Origin of the sequence: Nitrosomonas sp. Nm132, from assembly GCF_900100485.1 — a bacterium.
In the GTDB taxonomy this organism is placed as follows: Bacteria; Pseudomonadota; Gammaproteobacteria; order Burkholderiales; family Nitrosomonadaceae; genus Nitrosomonas.
This window is the reverse complement of record NZ_FNDH01000047.1, coordinates 1-16,264: the sequence shown is the minus strand read 5'-3', so window position 1 is coordinate 16,264 and position 16,264 is coordinate 1. Positions and strand designations below refer to the sequence as shown.

The window sequence follows — 16,264 nt, the reverse complement described above, 5'->3', positions numbered from 1 at the left end:
ATGTATTTCTTTGCCATTGGCCCACTTCCATTCTACGTTGAAGCTCGAGAGTATGGGGAGCTTTAGCCGACATTTCAAGAATGACTGAGTACTAGCAAGAAAGTACTCTATAAGTTGGGACTGCTTGTGAGAATCTAATCGTTCTTTAACCATTGTTGCCGCGTCTCGCGGGCATTAGCAAATGCTTTCTTGAGTGCTTCCCCATTATTATTTGCCAGAGTAATGCGCAGATCGGTTAGCTCCTTCTGATAAGTATCAATCTGTTTAAGTAATGTTTCTCGGTTAGCGAGGCAGATATCACGCCACATTTCCGGAGAACTACTTGCAATGCGAGTGCAATCACGAAAACTGCTGCCCGCAAAACGCAATATCTCTTCAGGTTTGTCTTCAATGCTGGCTCGAACATGATTCATGAGCGTAAATGCCAAGATGTGTGGTAGATGGCTGATGGTGGCAAGTATCCGGTCGTGCTGATCTGCAGGCATGCAAGAGACTTTTGTGCCGCAATGTTGCCAGAGGGTTGTCACTAGGCTGATTGCTTGATCATTATTTTCTGCCAGAGGAGTGATGATCAGGTGCTTGTCACGAAACAAATGGGTGCTAGCGGCTTCGGCACCGCTGAGTTCGGTTCCGGCAATGGGGTGGCAGGGAATAAAGTGAGCGAGGTGCTGAACAAGATGAGTACGGGCAGCAATTATTACATCTTGTTTGGTACTTCCCACATCAGAAACGATCGTTCCCGGTGTCAGGCAGGGAGCGATTTGCACCATGATGTTACTGATTTGGCCGACGGGCATGGCGAGGAGGACAAAATCTGCGCCTTTTAATGCAGATGCAAAATTACTCGCTATTTCATCGATGATGCCCAGTTCAAGAGCACGCTGCATATTTTCTTGGCTACGTCCCATACCAACGATATGCTTGACCATCCCTGCGTTACGCAGTGCCAACGCAAAAGAGCCCCCAATCAAACCGACACCGATGACAACTAGCTTATGTAGGGGGGGAGATGTCATATCTGCATGCCTTGGGATGGATGATATAAATTTCGCGATGCCAAGATATTGATGTTCAGGAAGATGTTCTCAATACTTGTTCCAATGCCTCCAGGAATTTTTGGTTTTCAGATTCCAGTCCGATGGTAACTCTTAAATGATGGGGCATTTCATAAACACCCAGTGGACGTACGATAACGCCTTGCTGAAGCAGGTTCTGGTAGGTTTGCATTGTATTGGTGATATCGCCTCTGACGCGGAAGCTGATGAAATTTCCGTAAGAAGGAATATATTCCACACCCAATTGACGAAGACCATTGGTTATTTGCAGCATTCCTGCTCGATTGATCGTATAGGAGCGCTTGACAAATTCGATATCCTGTAACGCAGCATGTGCACCTACCAATGCAATACTATTGACATTGAACGGCTGCCGGATGCGATTCATTAAATCAGCTAAATCAGGGTGAGTCAGCGCAAATCCAACACGAATACCTGCAAGGCCGTATGCTTTTGAAAAGGTGCGTGTAATTAACAGATTGGGAAATTTTCTCAGCCAAGAAATACTATTGGCTTTATTAGCTTCAGGCAGATATTCATCGTAGGCTTCATCCAGAATAACCAAAACGTCCGGCGAAACTCGCTCAAGAAAACGTAATAGATCATCGGCATCGCAGAGTGTCCCGGTGGGATTATTGGGATTGGCGATAAATATGATGCGCGTTTCCGGTGTGATGGCATTGAGCATGGCAACCAGATCATGACCATAAAGCCTGGCAGGTACGGAGATACCATGTGCACCTAATGCCTGTGCCAGCAGGGGGTAAATAGCGAAAGCGTGCTGCGAATAAACAGCCGAAGCGCCCGGTTTCAGGAATATACAGGCAGCGAGTTCCAGTACATCATTTGAACCATTTCCCAACACAATCTGATCAACGTTTACGCCATAGTGCTTCGATAATGCATTTTTTAGTTCAAAGCCACTTCCATCAGGGTAACGAGCAATTTCTTGAAGCGCGCTGGTCATTGCTTCTATAGCCAATGGGCTTGTTCCGAGTGGATTCTCATTGGATGCAAGCTTGATAACACCGTATTTCTCCAGACCAAGCTCCCGCACCAGCTCTGAAATGGGTTTGCCTGGCTGATAAGGCTGTATAGCGCGGATATATTCTGGTGCAAGTTCACAAAGTTTCATAAAGTCAGGATGCTAAAACTTAAAAAATAAAACTGAAATAAAGAAATTACTAAGGTCAGCAACGGAGCATATTACTGTGCAGCGGGATATGAGCCCAGTATTTTAAGAAAAGTTGCTTTGTTACGGATTTCTTCAAGTGCTTTTGCAACATTCTCATTTTCTAGATGGCCTTCAATATCGATAAAAAATACATATTCCCAAAGCTCTTTACGGGAAGGACGGGATTCTAGCCGGCTCATGCCAACTTGGTAGCGGGCAAAGGGGGACAATAGTTCATAAATGGAGCCAGGCCGATTACTTGTCGACATGATGATTGAGGTTTTATCTCTGCCAGAGGAAGAAACTTGCTGTGTTCCGATAACTAGAAATCGGGTGGTATTGTTCGGATCATCTTCAATATTCTTGGCGCAGATAGTGAGCCCAAATACGTCAGCAGCTTTTTTCCCTGCAATGGCTGCGGCATTCTTGTCTGCTGCCGCTAATCGAGCTGCATCGGCATTGCTTGCTGTATCGATGCGTGATATATCCTGCAAATTAGGTAAATGCTTGTTCAACCATCCGAGACATTGCGCAAACGATTGAGGATGAGAGTAAATTTTCTGAATAGTTGTTAGATCCGTCTGTTGTGCCATCAAATGCTGATGGACAGGTAATTCGATTTCGCCGCATACGGTTAATGAAGTTTGTAACAACAAATCCATGGTTCTACCGACGGCACCTTCTGTGGAGTTTTCAACAGGTACGACACCATAACTGACAGTGTCCGACTCTACCTTACGAAAGACATCATCAATAGATTGACAGGCTAGAGTTGCTACCGTGCTGCCAAAGCGTTTGGTTACAGCTTCTTCAGAAAAAGTTCCCTGAGGACCAAGATAAGCAACGGTTAATGGTTCTTCCATTGCTCGGCAGGCCGATATGATTTCTGTAAACAATTGTATGATACGCTCGTTGGTGAGTGGCCCTGGATTTAATTGTTGCAGACGTGTTAATACCTGAGACTCACGCTCAGGACGGTAGGTTACACCATTCTTCTGGAGACCAATTTGTTGTGCTAACTCAGCACGTGTGTTGATGAGTTTGAGTAATTCGTTATCAATCGAATCGATTTTATCTCGCAGCTGTTTGAGCTGTTCAGTCATGGGAAATAAATATTAATCTGAAGTTTCTGTCGGAATGGGCAAATAGCGTACCAGTAGAACGCCCGTGATTTTGGAAAGGTCACCAATCACATATTCTGGTACTGGACTATCTATATCTACCAGGGTGTAGGCCATTTCACCACGCGATTTGTTGGTCATATTGTGTATATTCAGCCCAGCTTTTGCCATACATGTTGATATTTGACCCAAAAGATTGGGAACATTGGCGTTGGCTACTGCAATCCGATAGAGTGACCCTCGTTCCATAACAATATTCGGAAAATTGACTGTATTGACGATATTGCCGTGTTGCAAATAATTCATCATTTGATCAACGACCATTATCGCGCAGTTTTCTTCTGCTTCCTGAGTGGATGCTCCCAGGTGAGGCAGGGCAATTACTGATTCATGATGCTGTAATTTTTGACTTGGGAAATCACATACATAATATTTAATTTTACCATTCTTGATTCCAGTGAGAACTGCATCTTCGTCAACGATGGTATCTCTGGAGAAATTAAGGAGTATCGTATTTCGCTTCAAAAATTGTATCACTTCATCATTGATGAGATGATAAGTAGAATCCATCAGAGGGACGTGCAAGGAAATAAAATCACTGTGGCGTAACAGATCTTCGATGCTCTGAGCTTTTTGTACCTCTGAAGACAGGCTCCAAGCAGAGTCGACAGTAATTTTAGGATCATATCCTAATACTTTCATCCCAAGCTTAATGGCAGCATCGGCCACGAGCCTTCCAATTTTACCTAAGCCAATAATGCCGAGCGTCCGTTTGGGTAATTCCACTCCCAAGAATTTCTTTTTGTGATCTTCTACTTGCTTGTGCAGGGCCTGATCGTCGCCGTGCAAGCTTTCAACAAAGCGAAATGCAGGAATCAGATTACGTGATGCTATTAACATGCTTGCCAATACCAGTTCTTTGACGGCATTCGCATTGGCACCAGGTGTATTAAATACTGGAACGCCACGTAGATTCATTTCGTTAACCGGGATATTATTTGTGCCAGCACCTGCGCGCCCGATTGCAATGACGCTTCCGGGTATATTCATATCCAGCATATTGTGCGATCGTACCAAAATAGCATCTGGATTAGATAATTCACTGCTGACATAGTAACGATCAGAAGGAAATCGCTTTAATCCAATTGACGAAATGTTATTAAGCGTGAGGATATTAAAAATTCTTTGAGTATGGTCAGGCATAGATCTTCTCAAATTCTTTCATGAAAGAAACCAAGGCTACAACGCCTTCATAGGGCATAGCATTATAGATCGAGGCTCGCATCCCGCCCACAGAACGATGACCTTTTAACTGGAGTAACCCACGTGCTTTTGCTTGCTTTAGAAATTCATTATCTAGCGCCGCATTTTTCAGTGTAAACGGAATATTCATGCGTGACCGATCGGGTCGGGCAACCGGACATTGATAGAAATCGCTGGCATCGATTAAATCATAAAGCAGCTTGGATTTGGAGATATTGATCGTTTCCATTGCCGCCAGTCCACCTTTTTGTTTTAGCCAGTCTAGCACAAGACCCATGATGTAAATTGCGTAGGTGGGCGGTGTGTTATACATGGAGTCGTAATCCGCATGGATTTTGTAATTGTACATGGTCGGCGTACCCGTTATCGGCCTGCCCAGTAAATCCTCGCGTACAATAACGAGTACAAGCCCTGCCGGACCAATATTTTTTTGTGCACCTGCATAAATAAGTCCGAATGGTGTGACATCCAGTGGGCGAGACAAAATGTTGGAAGACATATCGGCCACCAGTGGAATGTCAGCTTTTCCACCTTTCACTTGAGTGATATCGGGAACCCAGTTAAATTCTACGCCGCCAATGGTCTCGTTGGTTGTGTAATGAATATACGCGGTATCAGGGGCGACTCTCCATTTATCGAGTGTAGGAGCGTAGGTGAAATGAGCATCTTCTGATGAAGCAGCGATATTAACCGTACAATAATTTTTCGCTTCATCGATAGCTTTTTGTGACCATTGACCTGTATTGATGTAATCGGCTCTCTTTTTTTCATGCAGAAGGTTCATCGGCACCATGGCAAATTGGCTTGCGGCGCCGCCCTGGAGAAAGAGTATTTTATAGTGATCAGGAATATTTGCTAATTCGCGTAAATCACTTTCGGTTTTGGCGGCAATGGACATGAATTCTTCACCGCGATGGCTCATTTCCATGACTGACATGCCGCTGCCATGCCAATCCAGCATTTCGTCACGAGCTTGCTGGAGAACCTCTTTTGGCAGTACAGCCGGACCTGCGCTGAAATTATAAACTATGTTCATAAGAAAATTCCTGACTTATTTCAATTGAATCTTGCTGTATTCCAGTTGTAAAAGATTGATTTTAAGTTTCATCCGTTTCAATCACTCGTTCCAGTCCAGCAAGTTTTTCACCCTGATCTAGGTTAATCAGAGTAACCCCCTGAGTGGCGCGGCCCATTTCACGAATTTCATTGACACGGGTTCGGATCAATACACCACCTGTTGTGATCAGCATGATCTCATCATCTGGTTTGACAAGTTGTGCTGCTACCACTTTGCCATTACGTATACTAGTATTGATTGCAATCATGCCCTGTGTGCCACGGCTATGGCGAGTATATTCACTGATCGACGTGCGTTTGCCGTATCCATTTTCGGTGGCTGTCAAAACAGTAAGTTCCTCGTTTTCGGCGACGAGCAGTGAAATAACTTTTTGGCCAGCACCGAGTTTCATACCGCGTACGCCGCGTGCGATGCGGCCCATCGGTCGGACATCATTTTCATCGAAACGCATGGCTTTACCGTTATCAGAAAACAGCATGACATCATGCTTTCCTTCTGTGAGTGCAACGCCTACTAGATAATCACCTTCATCAAGACCAATTGCAATGATTCCATTATTGCGCGGCCGTGAGAATTCGGATAGCGGTGTTTTTTTAACAGTACCGAAAGCAGTCGCCATAAAAATATAACGATTGTTGTCGAATGTTTTTACGGGTAATACCGCATTGATTTTTTCATCTTTTTCCAGTTGCACTAGATTGTTCATGGGCTTCCCTCGTGAAGAGCGGCTACCTTGAGGTACATTATAAACCTTGATCCAATATACGCGTCCTAGACTGGAAAAACATAGAATGTAATCGTGCGTATTGGCAATGAACATATTGTCAATGAAATCGTCTTCTTTTGTAGTGATGGCCAGTTTCCCACGTCCACCACGTTTTTGAGCGCGATACTCATCCATCAGCTGAGACTTGATATAACCTGCATGCGATAATGTAATGACTACATCGGCCGGAGTGATCAAATCTTCTGTATTTAAATCTTGGGTATTAATAACGATTTCACTGCGACGATTATCGCCAAATTGCTGCTTTATAGCGTTGAGTTCTTCAGCAATAATGGTAGTAATCCGCTCCGGATTGCCGAGAATTTCAAGGAGGTCAATAATTTTATCGATGATTTCTCTATATTCGTCAATAATTTTATCTTGCTCCAGCCCGGTAAGTCGCTGAAGGCGAAGATCCAGAATCGCCTGAGCTTGTGTATCGGAGAGGCGGTATTCTTGATCAAATAAACCAAACTCAGTGGTTAACCCATCTGGGCGAAAAGCTTTTGCATCAATAGCCGCGCGCGTCAGCATTTCTTCTACCAATTGAGAGTGCCAAGTTCTGGATATGAGTGCTCTTTTAGCATCGGCAGGGGTAGGCGCGGCTTTGATTAGAGCGATGATTTCATCCACATTGGATAGTGCTACAGCTAAACCTTCGAGCAAATGTCCGCGTTCACGTGCTTTCTTCAATTCAAAGGCAGTACGGCGTGTTACTACCTCACGCCGATGACGCAGAAATGCTTCCAGCATTTGTTTTAGGTTGAGTAGGCGAGGCTGACCATCTATCAGGGCCACCATGTTCATCCCGAAGGTATCTTGCATCTGCGTTTCTTTGTACAGATTGTTTAGGACTACTTCAGGGATCTCGCCGCGCTTTAGCTCAATAACTACACGCATACCCGATTTATCTGATTCGTCTCGCAAATCAGAAATGCCTTCGATCCGCTTATCACGTACCAGTTCACCAATACGTATCAGTAAATTGGCTTTATTAACCTGATAGGGTAACTCATCTATGATGATGCTTTGGCGATTACCTTTATCGATGTCCTCAAAATGCGTGCGTGCCCGCATGATTACCCGACCTCGCCCAGTATGATAGCCATCTCGTATGCCCGCTGTACCATAGATAATACCGGCTGTAGGGAAATCAGGCGCTTGGATATGCTCAATTAACTCATCTATACTGACTTCTGGGCTGTAAAGCAACACAAGACTGGCATCGATTACTTCATTAAGGTTGTGAGGTGGGATATTGGTTGCCATACCCACTGCAATTCCGGAAGAACCATTGATGAGCAAGTTAGGGATCTTTGCTGGAAAGATGAGTGGTTCTTGCTCTGAGCCATCATAGTTAGGTCCAAAATCAACAGTATTTTTGTCGAGATCGACGAGTAATTCATGCGCGATGCGCGACATTCTAATTTCGGTATAACGCATGGCTGCGGCATTATCACCATCAACCGAACCAAAATTACCTTGTCCATCCACCAGCATATAGCGTAATGAGAAATTTTGAGCCATTCGGACAATCGTGTCATATACGGCGGTATCACCATGTGGATGATATTTACCAATGACATCGCCAACGATACGCGCTGATTTTTTATAGGGACGATTCCAGTCATTTGAGAGTTCATACATGGCATACAGTACACGCCGGTGTACTGGTTTTAGACCATCCCGCACATCGGGTAGCGCACGCCCAACAATCACGCTCATTGCATAGTCCAGATAGGAGCGCCGCATCTCCTCTTCAAGACTGATAGCTAAGGTTTCCTTTGCGAATTGATTCATTTTGTTAGATTTTATCGAGTTCGGAATTCAGCTCGTTATATTCATTTTATTTGAATTGAGCTGAAAAGTTTGATATGGCTATTTCTTGATGAGACCGCTAGAGCATTAATTTTATATTCTAACATGCCATTTCTATTTATTTCATCGTAAGCCCTAGTCTCTTAAAAGCACTAAGGAACTAAGGAGATTTTGATGACAGAATATATCAATTTATGCTTTCGAGCAGATAAGATGCTTTAATCCAATCATAAAATAGCTTTGTGTTTAAAAAAATAACACAAAACAAAAAAGGTCTTGAAAAAGCTTACTAAATAAGTAAATATAGATTTAATATAAGATATGGGTTACGGCGGCAAATGCCGCCGTATTGTTTTCTATTTCTTCAAACTTAAAATGCGAGTGTAGCACTGTGTCAAACTTGATGAGTACTTATTTGCGGCTTCCGGTAACCTTTGTCAGGGGAGAAGGGGTCTGGTTATGGGATGATCGTGGTGATTGTTATCTTGATGCGCTCTCCGGAATTGCCGTATGTGGCCTTGGGCACAGTCATCCTGAACTGACCAAAGCGCTGTGTGAACAGGCGGGGATGCTAATACATACTTCAAATCTCTATCATATCGAAAAACAAGAGATGCTGGCGGGGAGATTGGCCGCTTTGTCTGGAATGGACAGAGTGTTTTTTTGTAATTCGGGCGCAGAGGCAAATGAAGCTGCTATCAAACTGGCAAGATTACATGGTCACAATAAAGGGATCGAATTGCCTACGATCATAGTGATGGAGCGATCTTTCCATGGCCGTACTATGGCGACTTTGACTGCAACAGGTAATCGCAAAGCCCAAGCTGGCTTTGAGCCATTGCTCGCAGGTTTCGTGCGTGTTCCATACGATGACCTCAATGCGGTTGCTCAAATTGCTGATAACAATAAACATGTCGTGGCGGTGCTGGTAGAAACTTACCAGGGTGAAGGGGGAGTCAATTTTCCACAAATCAATTATCTGCAAGGATTACGTCAATTGTGTGATCAGAATAATTGGCTGCTGATGCTTGATGAGGTGCAGTGTGGTGTTGGTCGCACAGGAGAATGGTTTGCGTTCCAGCATAGCGGTATCATGCCAGATGTCATGACATTGGCAAAAGGTCTGGGTTCTGGTGTGGCTATTGGAGCCTGTATTGCAAAAGGTGAGGCGGGAGGTGTGTTTAAACCTGGTAATCACGCATCGACTTTTGGGGGTAATCCACTTGCTTGCACAGCAGCGCTGACTACCTTGAATGTGATTGAAAAAGACTGCTTGATGCAAAACGCGGTTAAGGTGGGTAGTTTGATACGAGATAGATTTAAGGAAAAACTTGCTAAATGGCTTGATGTGATACAAATTCGGGGTCAAGGGCTTATGTTGGGTGTCGAACTCCCTGTTCCTTGCGGTGAGTTGGTTAAGGAAGCGCTAAAACATCGGCTATTGATTAATGTAACTTCAGAGAGGGTGGTGCGATTGTTACCTGCTCTGGTAATGAATCAAGCGGAAGCTGAGGAAGTTGTGGATACTGCTTCAGAAATTATTGAGGGATTCTTGGTAAGTCAACCTGAGAGTGTAATTGCACGTGACAGACCTGGATTATCTAATTAAATCAGTGATTTTATGCAAATAAGGCATTTTCTGAGGATTAATGATTTAACCCTCAAAGAGCTTGAATATTTATTCGAGCGGGCGCGTTGGATTAAAAATGAGTTTAAGCAATATCGACGATATTGGCCATTGATGGACCGGACTTTGGCGATGATTTTTGATAAGAATTCTACGCGTACGCGATTATCATTTGAGGCGGGAATGTATCAGTTGGGTGGTAACGCTGTCTATCTTTCAACCCGGGATACGCAATTAGGTCGAGGTGAGCCTGTAGAAGATGCGGCGCATGTGATTTCGCGAATGGTGGATATCGTCATAATTCGCACTTACGAGCACAGTATAATCGAACGTTTCGCGGAAAGTTCGCGTGTGCCTGTTATCAATGGATTAACTGATGAATATCACCCTTGTCAAATTTTAGGTGATATTTTTACTTATATAGAGCACCGAGGAAGTATTGCTGGTAAGACAGTGGCATGGATCGGTGATTCCAATAACGTGTGTAATACATGGCTGCAGGCGGCTGAAATATTTGATTTTAATGTGCATGTTTCAACGCCCCCGGGCTATGAAGTCGAACCGGAGCGTGCGGGGTTATACAGTACCGACCATTATGAGGAATTTGCTTGTCCGCATGATGCTGTGAGAAATGCTGACCTTGTAACAACTGACGTATGGACAAGCATGGGCTTTGAGGCTGAGGAGGAGGCCCGAAGAAATGCCTTTGCTGATTTCTGTGTTGATGAAGAAATGATGTCCTATGCGAAGAAGGATGCTTTGTTCATGCACTGTTTGCCAGCTCATCGTGGTGAAGAGGTGGCTGCCCAGGTATTGGATGGTCCGCAGTCAGTGGTCTGGGAGGAGGCGGAAAATCGATTGCACACTCAAAAAGCGTTAATGGAATATTTGTTGTTGGGCAAAGTAGAAATTAAGTAACCGGATATTTCAATAAATCTGTTTGGATTCTGTTTTATTACCATGAAAAAAATTAAAAAGGTGGTTCTTGCTTTTTCCGGTGGATTAGACACTTCGGTTATATTGAAGTGGCTGCAAGATGTTTACCAGTGTGAAGTTGTTACTTTTACTGCCGATATTGGTCAGGGAGAAGAAATTGAGCCTGCACGTATAAAAGCTCGTAGTCTTGGCGTTAAAGAAATTTTTATAGAAGATTTGCGTGAAGAGTTTGTTCGAGAATATGTATTTCCAATGTTTCGTGCAAATACTATCTATGAAGGCGAATATTTGCTCGGAACCAGTATTGCAAGACCACTAATTGCAAAGAGACAAATTGAAATTGCTCAGGAAACAGGGGCGGATGCTGTTTCTCACGGTGCAACTGGTAAGGGAAATGATCAGGTTCGCTTTGAGCTGGGTTATTATGCATTGAAGCCTAATATTTATGTGGTCGCTCCATGGCGTGAATGGGATCTTACTTCTCGGGAGAAGCTCTTGGGGTATGCAGAAAGGCATGGAATTCCGGTTGAGATGAAGCAGCAAAGTGGATCTCCTTACAGCATGGATGCAAATTTATTGCACATCTCCTATGAAGGGCGCTTATTGGAAGATCCGGCAAGAGAGCCCGAAGAATCGATGTGGCGATGGACAGTATCGCCAGAGAAGGCGCCAGATGAGCCAGAGTATCTTGATTTAGAATTTGAGCATGGTGATATCGTTGCGTTGAATCAAGAAAGGTTATCACCTGCGGAAATTCTTGCGAGGCTGAATCAATTGGGTGGTAAGCATGGCATTGGACGTCTGGATTTGGTTGAGAACAGATATGTCGGAATGAAGTCACGTGGATGCTATGAAACACCGGGGGGCACAATTATGTTGCGCGCTCATCGTGCCATTGAGTCTATTACATTAGATCGGGAGGTGGCTCATTTGAAAGATGAGCTAATGCCGCGTTATGCGACTCTTATTTATAGTGGGTATTGGTGGAGTCCCGAGCGAAGAATGTTACAAGCCATGATTGATGAATCACAATTAAATGTCAACGGTTGGGTGCGGGTAAAGCTCTATAAAGGTAATGTAGTGATAGTTGGCCGTGATTCTAAAACTGATTCGCTATTTGATCCCGATATAGCAACTTTTGAAGATGATCGCGGTGCTTATAATCAAGCGGATGCAGCAGGATTTATCAGATTGAATGCGCTAAGACTGCGAATTGCAGCGAAAGTGAGAAAGAGATGAGTTGAAAAAAATGATTTAAGATGAATTATGGTCGCATGAATAGAAATTATCGTCCCATCCTTTTGATATTATGTCGGAAGTAGATAAGCAAGAAATCAAAAAAATGCGGCTGATCAGGTGAATAAGGAGGTAGGTAACCATTTTGATTTCAAGGGGTTGGGTGCTTCGTTGGAGTAATCTGAGTTTGGGCTTAAATGTGTCTGCTGACAATGAGTTTAACCAGAATATTTCATAAATTCGCGTGATGATCACGCAAGGTTTTGATTAATAGGGAAGTTTTGAGAAGGAAGGGTGTAGTGATTCTTATGCACGACTGAGCAAAATCTTTCTTATTAATCAAAAGACAAGTGAGGGCGCGTGCCAATTTATGAAATATTCGGGTTAAGTTAAACCGGATATTGGATATTTTGGTAGATAAATTTACGTGCCGTGGAGTTGATGCAGGATGTTTAGATGAGCGCCAAATTGAAAAAGTAAGTGGGGGTAAAGTCAGGCAAAAAAGTGGTTGTAAAAGCGGGTATCGAAATTGAGCTGGTAAAAGAAATCATCAGATTGATAAAAACCAGAAGCTCAAAGCGCGGCTAGTATGCGAGGCGGTATAGTGCTGGTTGCGAATGTGAAAAAAAGATATTTTGCGGGTTGCTATGCAGTTAATTAAAAAAAACAATAATAGAATTTCCGCTGCAATCTTCTAATTATCGCAAATAGAATAAGTAATATGGCAAATTTTATCCTCCCTTCTTGACATGGATAGATAAAACCCATAAAATCCGCAGTCTTTTTAGCCGCATCTTTTGTTTGTATTGGCAAAAGAGATGGATAGGTGGCTTTAGAAAAAAGCTGGCTCGGATAAAAAAACAAAGATTAAAACGATGCATCTAATTAATATTCAAAGTCGAGATGAAAAATAAAGAAATAGGTTTAATTGAGAAATAAAATATTATGCCAACCATAAGTCAATTAGTAAGAAAGCCGCGAACTGCTAAGCGTGTAAAAAGCAAAGTGCCAGCACTAGAGAGTTGTCCGCAAAAGAGGGGGGTCTGTACGCGAGTTTATACAACAACTCCTAAGAAGCCTAACTCTGCTCTGCGTAAAGTTGCGCGGGTTAGATTGACAAATGGGTATGAAGTCACAAGCTATATCGGTGGTGAGGGTCATAATTTGCAAGAGCACTCGGTCGTATTGATTCGAGGGGGGCGTGTTAAGGATTTGCCGGGGGTGCGTTACCATACCGTCCGTGGAAGCTTGGATACTGCGGGGGTGAAAGACCGTAAGAATGCCCGGTCGAAGTATGGTTCTAAGAAACCTAAAGCATCATAAAGAGATTTTCAGTGTTATATGTTTTTGAACATAACGAATATAAAGCAGCTAAAGATAACTAGGATAGTTTGGGGTTAGTAAATGCCAAGACGCAGAGAAGTACCAAAACGTGAGATTTTGCCAGATCCGAAATACCATAATGTTGAGGTTTCTAAGTTTGTCAATGTTTTGATGACGGGGGGGAAGAAATCAGTGGCAGAGCGCATTATCTATGGTGCTATGCAGCAAATCGAGAAAAAAACTGGAAAAGATCCGGTCGAGGTATTTACGCAGGCGATGGCAAATATTCGGCCCGTGGTCGAGGTTAAAAGTCGACGAGTTGGAGGGGCTAATTACCAAGTTCCCGTCGAGGTAAGATCGGTGCGTCGTAGTGCGTTAGCAATGCGATGGTTGCGGGATGCTGCGCGTAAACGTAGCGAGAAATCTATGGATATACGTCTTGCCGGTGAGCTAATAGAAGCCTCCGAGGGTCGTGGTGGCGCGGTTAAAAAGCGTGAAGAGGTGCATCGCATGGCTGAGTCAAATAAAGCATTTTCTCACTATCGATTTTAATGGGATTCTATAAAACTTTTTACTCTCGCAAGTAGTGCGGAATGAGTGGGTGGCGAAGAGTTTTATGAGTCAGATGATTTGGTTCAAAATAAAAGTTTAAATTTAAGGTAATAATTGTGTCTAGAAAAACGCCCATTGAACGCTACCGCAACATAGGAATTATGGCGCATATTGATGCGGGGAAAACAACAACATCGGAGCGTGTTTTGTTTTATACCGGGGTTTCCCATAAACTGGGGGAGGTTCATGATGGTGCGGCCACGATGGATTGGATGGAGCAAGAGCAGGAGCGTGGAATAACGATCACCTCGGCTGCAACAACGTGCTTTTGGAAGGGGATGGCGGGTAACTATCCGGAGCACCGGATAAATATAATCGATACACCTGGTCACGTAGACTTTACTATCGAGGTGGAGAGATCACTCAGGGTGTTAGATGGTGCGTGTACAGTGTTTTGTGCTGTGGGTGGAGTGCAACCTCAAACTGAAACGGTTTGGCGGCAGGCTAATAAATATAAAGTGCCGCGACTTGCTTTTGTGAATAAAATGGATCGCTCGGGTGCAAATTTCATGCGTGTATTAGAGCAGATAAAGACGCGGTTAAAAGCTCATCCGGTGCCAATTCAATTGCCAATTGGCGCAGAAGATAGATTTGAGGGTGTTGTCGATTTAGTTAAAATGAAAGCGATTTATTGGGAAGAAGCTTCTCAGGGTATGAAGTTTGAGGAGCGAGATATTCCAGAAAATTTAATGAATGAGGCGAAGCTCTGGCAAGAGAAAATGATGGAGTCGGCAGCAGAAGCCTCGGAAGAGTTAATGAATAAATACCTTGAGCAGGGAGCGCTACCAGTATCTGACATAAAGCAGGGCTTGAGAACGCGGACTTTGGGTAACGAGATTGTTCCAATGCTGTGTGGCTCGGCGTTCAAAAATAAGGGGGTGCAGGCCATGCTTGATGCGGTCGTGGATTATTTGCCATCTCCGTCAGATATACCTGCTATTCAAGGAACTAAGGAAAGCGGGGAAAAGGATGAGCGCCATGCGAGCGACGATGAGCCATTTTCAAGTTTGGCATTTAAGATTGCTACCGATCCATATGTTGGGCAGCTAATTTTCTTCCGGGTATATTCCGGGGTGGTTACATCAGGGGACACTGTTTATAACTCCGTAAAAGGTCGCAAGGAGCGAATAGGTAGGTTATTACAAATGCACGCGAACCAGAGGGAGGAAATAAAAGAGGTGCGTGCGGGTGACATTGCTGCTGCTGTTGGGCTAAAAGAGGTTGTGACGGGAGATACGTTGTGTAACATGGAGCATGTGATAACATTGGAGCGTATGGATTTTCCAGAGCCGGTTATTCATGTCGCCGTAGAGCCGAAAACTAAGAATGACCAAGAAAAGATGGGAGTTGCCTTAAATCGCTTGGCGCAAGAAGATCCGTCATTTCGAGTGCGTACTGACGAAGAGTCGGGTCAAACCATCATATCTGGGATGGGTGAGTTGCACCTTGAGATAATTGTAGATCGAATGAGGAGGGAGTTTAGTGTTGAGGCAAATGTCGGTGCGCCTCAAGTAGCTTATCGCGAAGCAATCAAGAAAAAAGTAGAGATTGAAGGTAAATTTATCAAGCAAAGTGGTGGGCGTGGTCAGTATGGTCATGTTTGGTTAAGGATGGAGCCTAATGAAGCCGGTAAGGGGTTCGAATTTATTGATGAAATTAAAGGCGGTGTGGTTCCTCGTGAATACATACCTGCAGTAGAGAAAGGGTTGCGGGATACTTTGGGAGCAGGAGTTTTGGCTGGCTATCCAGTGGTAGATGTTAAAATTGCATTGTTTGATGGTTCTTACCATGACGTTGATTCAAATGAGAACGCGTTTAAAATGGCCGCTTCAATTGCATTTAAAGACGGTATGCGTAAAGCCAATCCAGTATTATTGGAGCCAATGATGTCTGTAGAGGTGGAGACGCCTGCGGAGTTTATGGGGAATGTGGTTGGCGATTTATCATCACGTCGGGGTATGATTCAAGGTATGGATGATACGCTAGGTTTTAAAATTATACGAGCAGAAGTTCCGTTAGCAGAAATGTTTGGTTACTCTACTGTTTTACGTTCCGCTACACAAGGTAGAGCGACCTATACCATGGAATTTAAACATTATTCAGAAGCACCAAAAAGTGTAGCTGAAGCAGTTATCAATAAAAGTAAGTAAAAAAATTGGCGATGAGGATATAGCATGGCGAAGAGTAAATTTGAGCGATTGAAGCCGCATATAAACGTTGGCACGATAGGTCATGTTGATCATGGGAAGACAACA

The 16,264-nt window shown here is 43.8% G+C and carries 13 protein-coding genes; 7 read left to right on the top strand and 6 right to left on the bottom strand.

Going from position 1 to position 16,264, the window contains the following annotated elements; genetic code table 11:
- Window positions 1-134 precede the first annotated feature (134 nt).
- From BLP80_RS12545 to gyrA, 6 genes are all read right to left on the bottom strand, one after another.
- Entirely contained in the window at window positions 135-1,016 is an 882-nt protein-coding gene (locus BLP80_RS12545; RefSeq protein ID WP_090543749.1) for a prephenate dehydrogenase, read from the bottom strand.
- 55 nt (window positions 1,017-1,071) lie between these two features.
- Window positions 1,072-2,190 (bottom strand): histidinol-phosphate transaminase, encoded by a 1,119-nt coding sequence (gene hisC / locus BLP80_RS12540; RefSeq protein WP_090543747.1) that lies wholly within the window; start codon window positions 2,188-2,190, stop codon window positions 1,072-1,074.
- A gap of 71 nt (window positions 2,191-2,261) precedes the next feature.
- Window positions 2,262-3,332 (bottom strand): prephenate dehydratase, encoded by a 1,071-nt coding sequence (pheA, locus tag BLP80_RS12535; RefSeq protein ID WP_090543745.1) that lies wholly within the window; start codon window positions 3,330-3,332, stop codon window positions 2,262-2,264.
- 12 nt (window positions 3,333-3,344) lie between these two features.
- Complete coding sequence (locus tag BLP80_RS12530) at window positions 3,345-4,553, bottom strand: phosphoglycerate dehydrogenase (RefSeq protein ID WP_090543743.1); 1,209 nt, start codon at window positions 4,551-4,553, stop codon at window positions 3,345-3,347.
- Window positions 4,546-5,649: a 3-phosphoserine/phosphohydroxythreonine transaminase gene (serC, locus tag BLP80_RS12525; protein ID WP_090543741.1), complete on the bottom strand. Its 1,104-nt coding sequence runs from the start codon at window positions 5,647-5,649 to the stop codon at window positions 4,546-4,548. The genes BLP80_RS12530 and serC overlap by 8 nt, the downstream gene beginning before the upstream one ends.
- A gap of 61 nt (window positions 5,650-5,710) precedes the next feature.
- Entirely contained in the window at window positions 5,711-8,257 is a 2,547-nt protein-coding gene (gene gyrA, locus BLP80_RS12520; RefSeq protein ID WP_090543739.1) for a DNA gyrase subunit A, read from the bottom strand.
- A gap of 421 nt (window positions 8,258-8,678) precedes the next feature.
- On the opposite strand from gyrA, the gene BLP80_RS12515 reads away from it, so the two are divergent.
- The 7 genes from BLP80_RS12515 to fusA all read left to right on the top strand — a co-directional run bounded on the left by BLP80_RS12515 (window position 8,679) and on the right by fusA (window position 16,159).
- Window positions 8,679-9,884 (top strand): aspartate aminotransferase family protein, encoded by a 1,206-nt coding sequence (locus BLP80_RS12515; RefSeq protein ID WP_090543737.1) that lies wholly within the window; start codon window positions 8,679-8,681, stop codon window positions 9,882-9,884.
- 12 nt (window positions 9,885-9,896) lie between these two features.
- Window positions 9,897-10,820 (top strand): ornithine carbamoyltransferase, encoded by a 924-nt coding sequence (argF, locus tag BLP80_RS12510; protein ID WP_090543735.1) that lies wholly within the window; start codon window positions 9,897-9,899, stop codon window positions 10,818-10,820.
- A gap of 42 nt (window positions 10,821-10,862) precedes the next feature.
- Complete coding sequence (locus tag BLP80_RS12505; protein ID WP_090543733.1) at window positions 10,863-12,077, top strand: argininosuccinate synthase; 1,215 nt, start codon at window positions 10,863-10,865, stop codon at window positions 12,075-12,077.
- 374 nt (window positions 12,078-12,451) lie between these two features.
- Window positions 12,452-12,607: a nucleotide-binding YajQ family protein gene (locus BLP80_RS16705; RefSeq protein ID WP_090543731.1), complete on the top strand. Its 156-nt coding sequence runs from the start codon at window positions 12,452-12,454 to the stop codon at window positions 12,605-12,607.
- Between the two features lie 412 nt (window positions 12,608-13,019).
- Window positions 13,020-13,397 carry a 30S ribosomal protein S12 gene (rpsL, locus tag BLP80_RS12495; RefSeq protein ID WP_090543729.1) on the top strand — a complete coding sequence of 126 codons (378 nt, stop codon included), beginning with the start codon at window positions 13,020-13,022 and terminating at the stop codon, window positions 13,395-13,397.
- Between the two features lie 81 nt (window positions 13,398-13,478).
- A complete protein-coding gene (gene rpsG / locus BLP80_RS12490; protein WP_090543727.1) occupies window positions 13,479-13,949 on the top strand; it encodes a 30S ribosomal protein S7 in 471 nt (156 codons plus the stop codon).
- A 116-nt stretch (window positions 13,950-14,065) separates the two neighbouring features.
- Complete coding sequence (gene fusA / locus BLP80_RS12485; RefSeq protein ID WP_090543725.1) at window positions 14,066-16,159, top strand: elongation factor G; 2,094 nt, start codon at window positions 14,066-14,068, stop codon at window positions 16,157-16,159.
- Window positions 16,160-16,264: the final 105 nt, after the last annotated feature.

Excerpts from the sequence above, each read along its gene's own strand:
- argF (WP_090543735.1), top strand. The coding sequence starts at position 9,897 with ATGCAAATAAGGCATTTTCTGAGGATTAATGATTTAACCCTCAAAGAG.
- serC (WP_090543741.1), bottom strand. The coding sequence starts at position 5,649 with ATGAACATAGTTTATAATTTCAGCGCAGGTCCGGCTGTACTGCCAAAA.
- BLP80_RS12505 (WP_090543733.1), top strand. The coding sequence starts at position 10,863 with ATGAAAAAAATTAAAAAGGTGGTTCTTGCTTTTTCCGGTGGATTAGAC.
- rpsG (WP_090543727.1), top strand. The coding sequence starts at position 13,479 with ATGCCAAGACGCAGAGAAGTACCAAAACGTGAGATTTTGCCAGATCCG.
- gyrA (WP_090543739.1), bottom strand. The coding sequence starts at position 8,257 with ATGAATCAATTCGCAAAGGAAACCTTAGCTATCAGTCTTGAAGAGGAG.
- hisC (WP_090543747.1), bottom strand. The coding sequence starts at position 2,190 with ATGAAACTTTGTGAACTTGCACCAGAATATATCCGCGCTATACAGCCT.
- rpsL (WP_090543729.1), top strand. The coding sequence starts at position 13,020 with ATGCCAACCATAAGTCAATTAGTAAGAAAGCCGCGAACTGCTAAGCGT.
- BLP80_RS12530 (WP_090543743.1), bottom strand. The coding sequence starts at position 4,553 with ATGCCTGACCATACTCAAAGAATTTTTAATATCCTCACGCTTAATAAC.
- BLP80_RS12545 (WP_090543749.1), bottom strand. The coding sequence starts at position 1,016 with ATGACATCTCCCCCCCTACATAAGCTAGTTGTCATCGGTGTCGGTTTG.
- pheA (WP_090543745.1), bottom strand. The coding sequence starts at position 3,332 with ATGACTGAACAGCTCAAACAGCTGCGAGATAAAATCGATTCGATTGAT.
- BLP80_RS12515 (WP_090543737.1), top strand. The coding sequence starts at position 8,679 with ATGAGTACTTATTTGCGGCTTCCGGTAACCTTTGTCAGGGGAGAAGGG.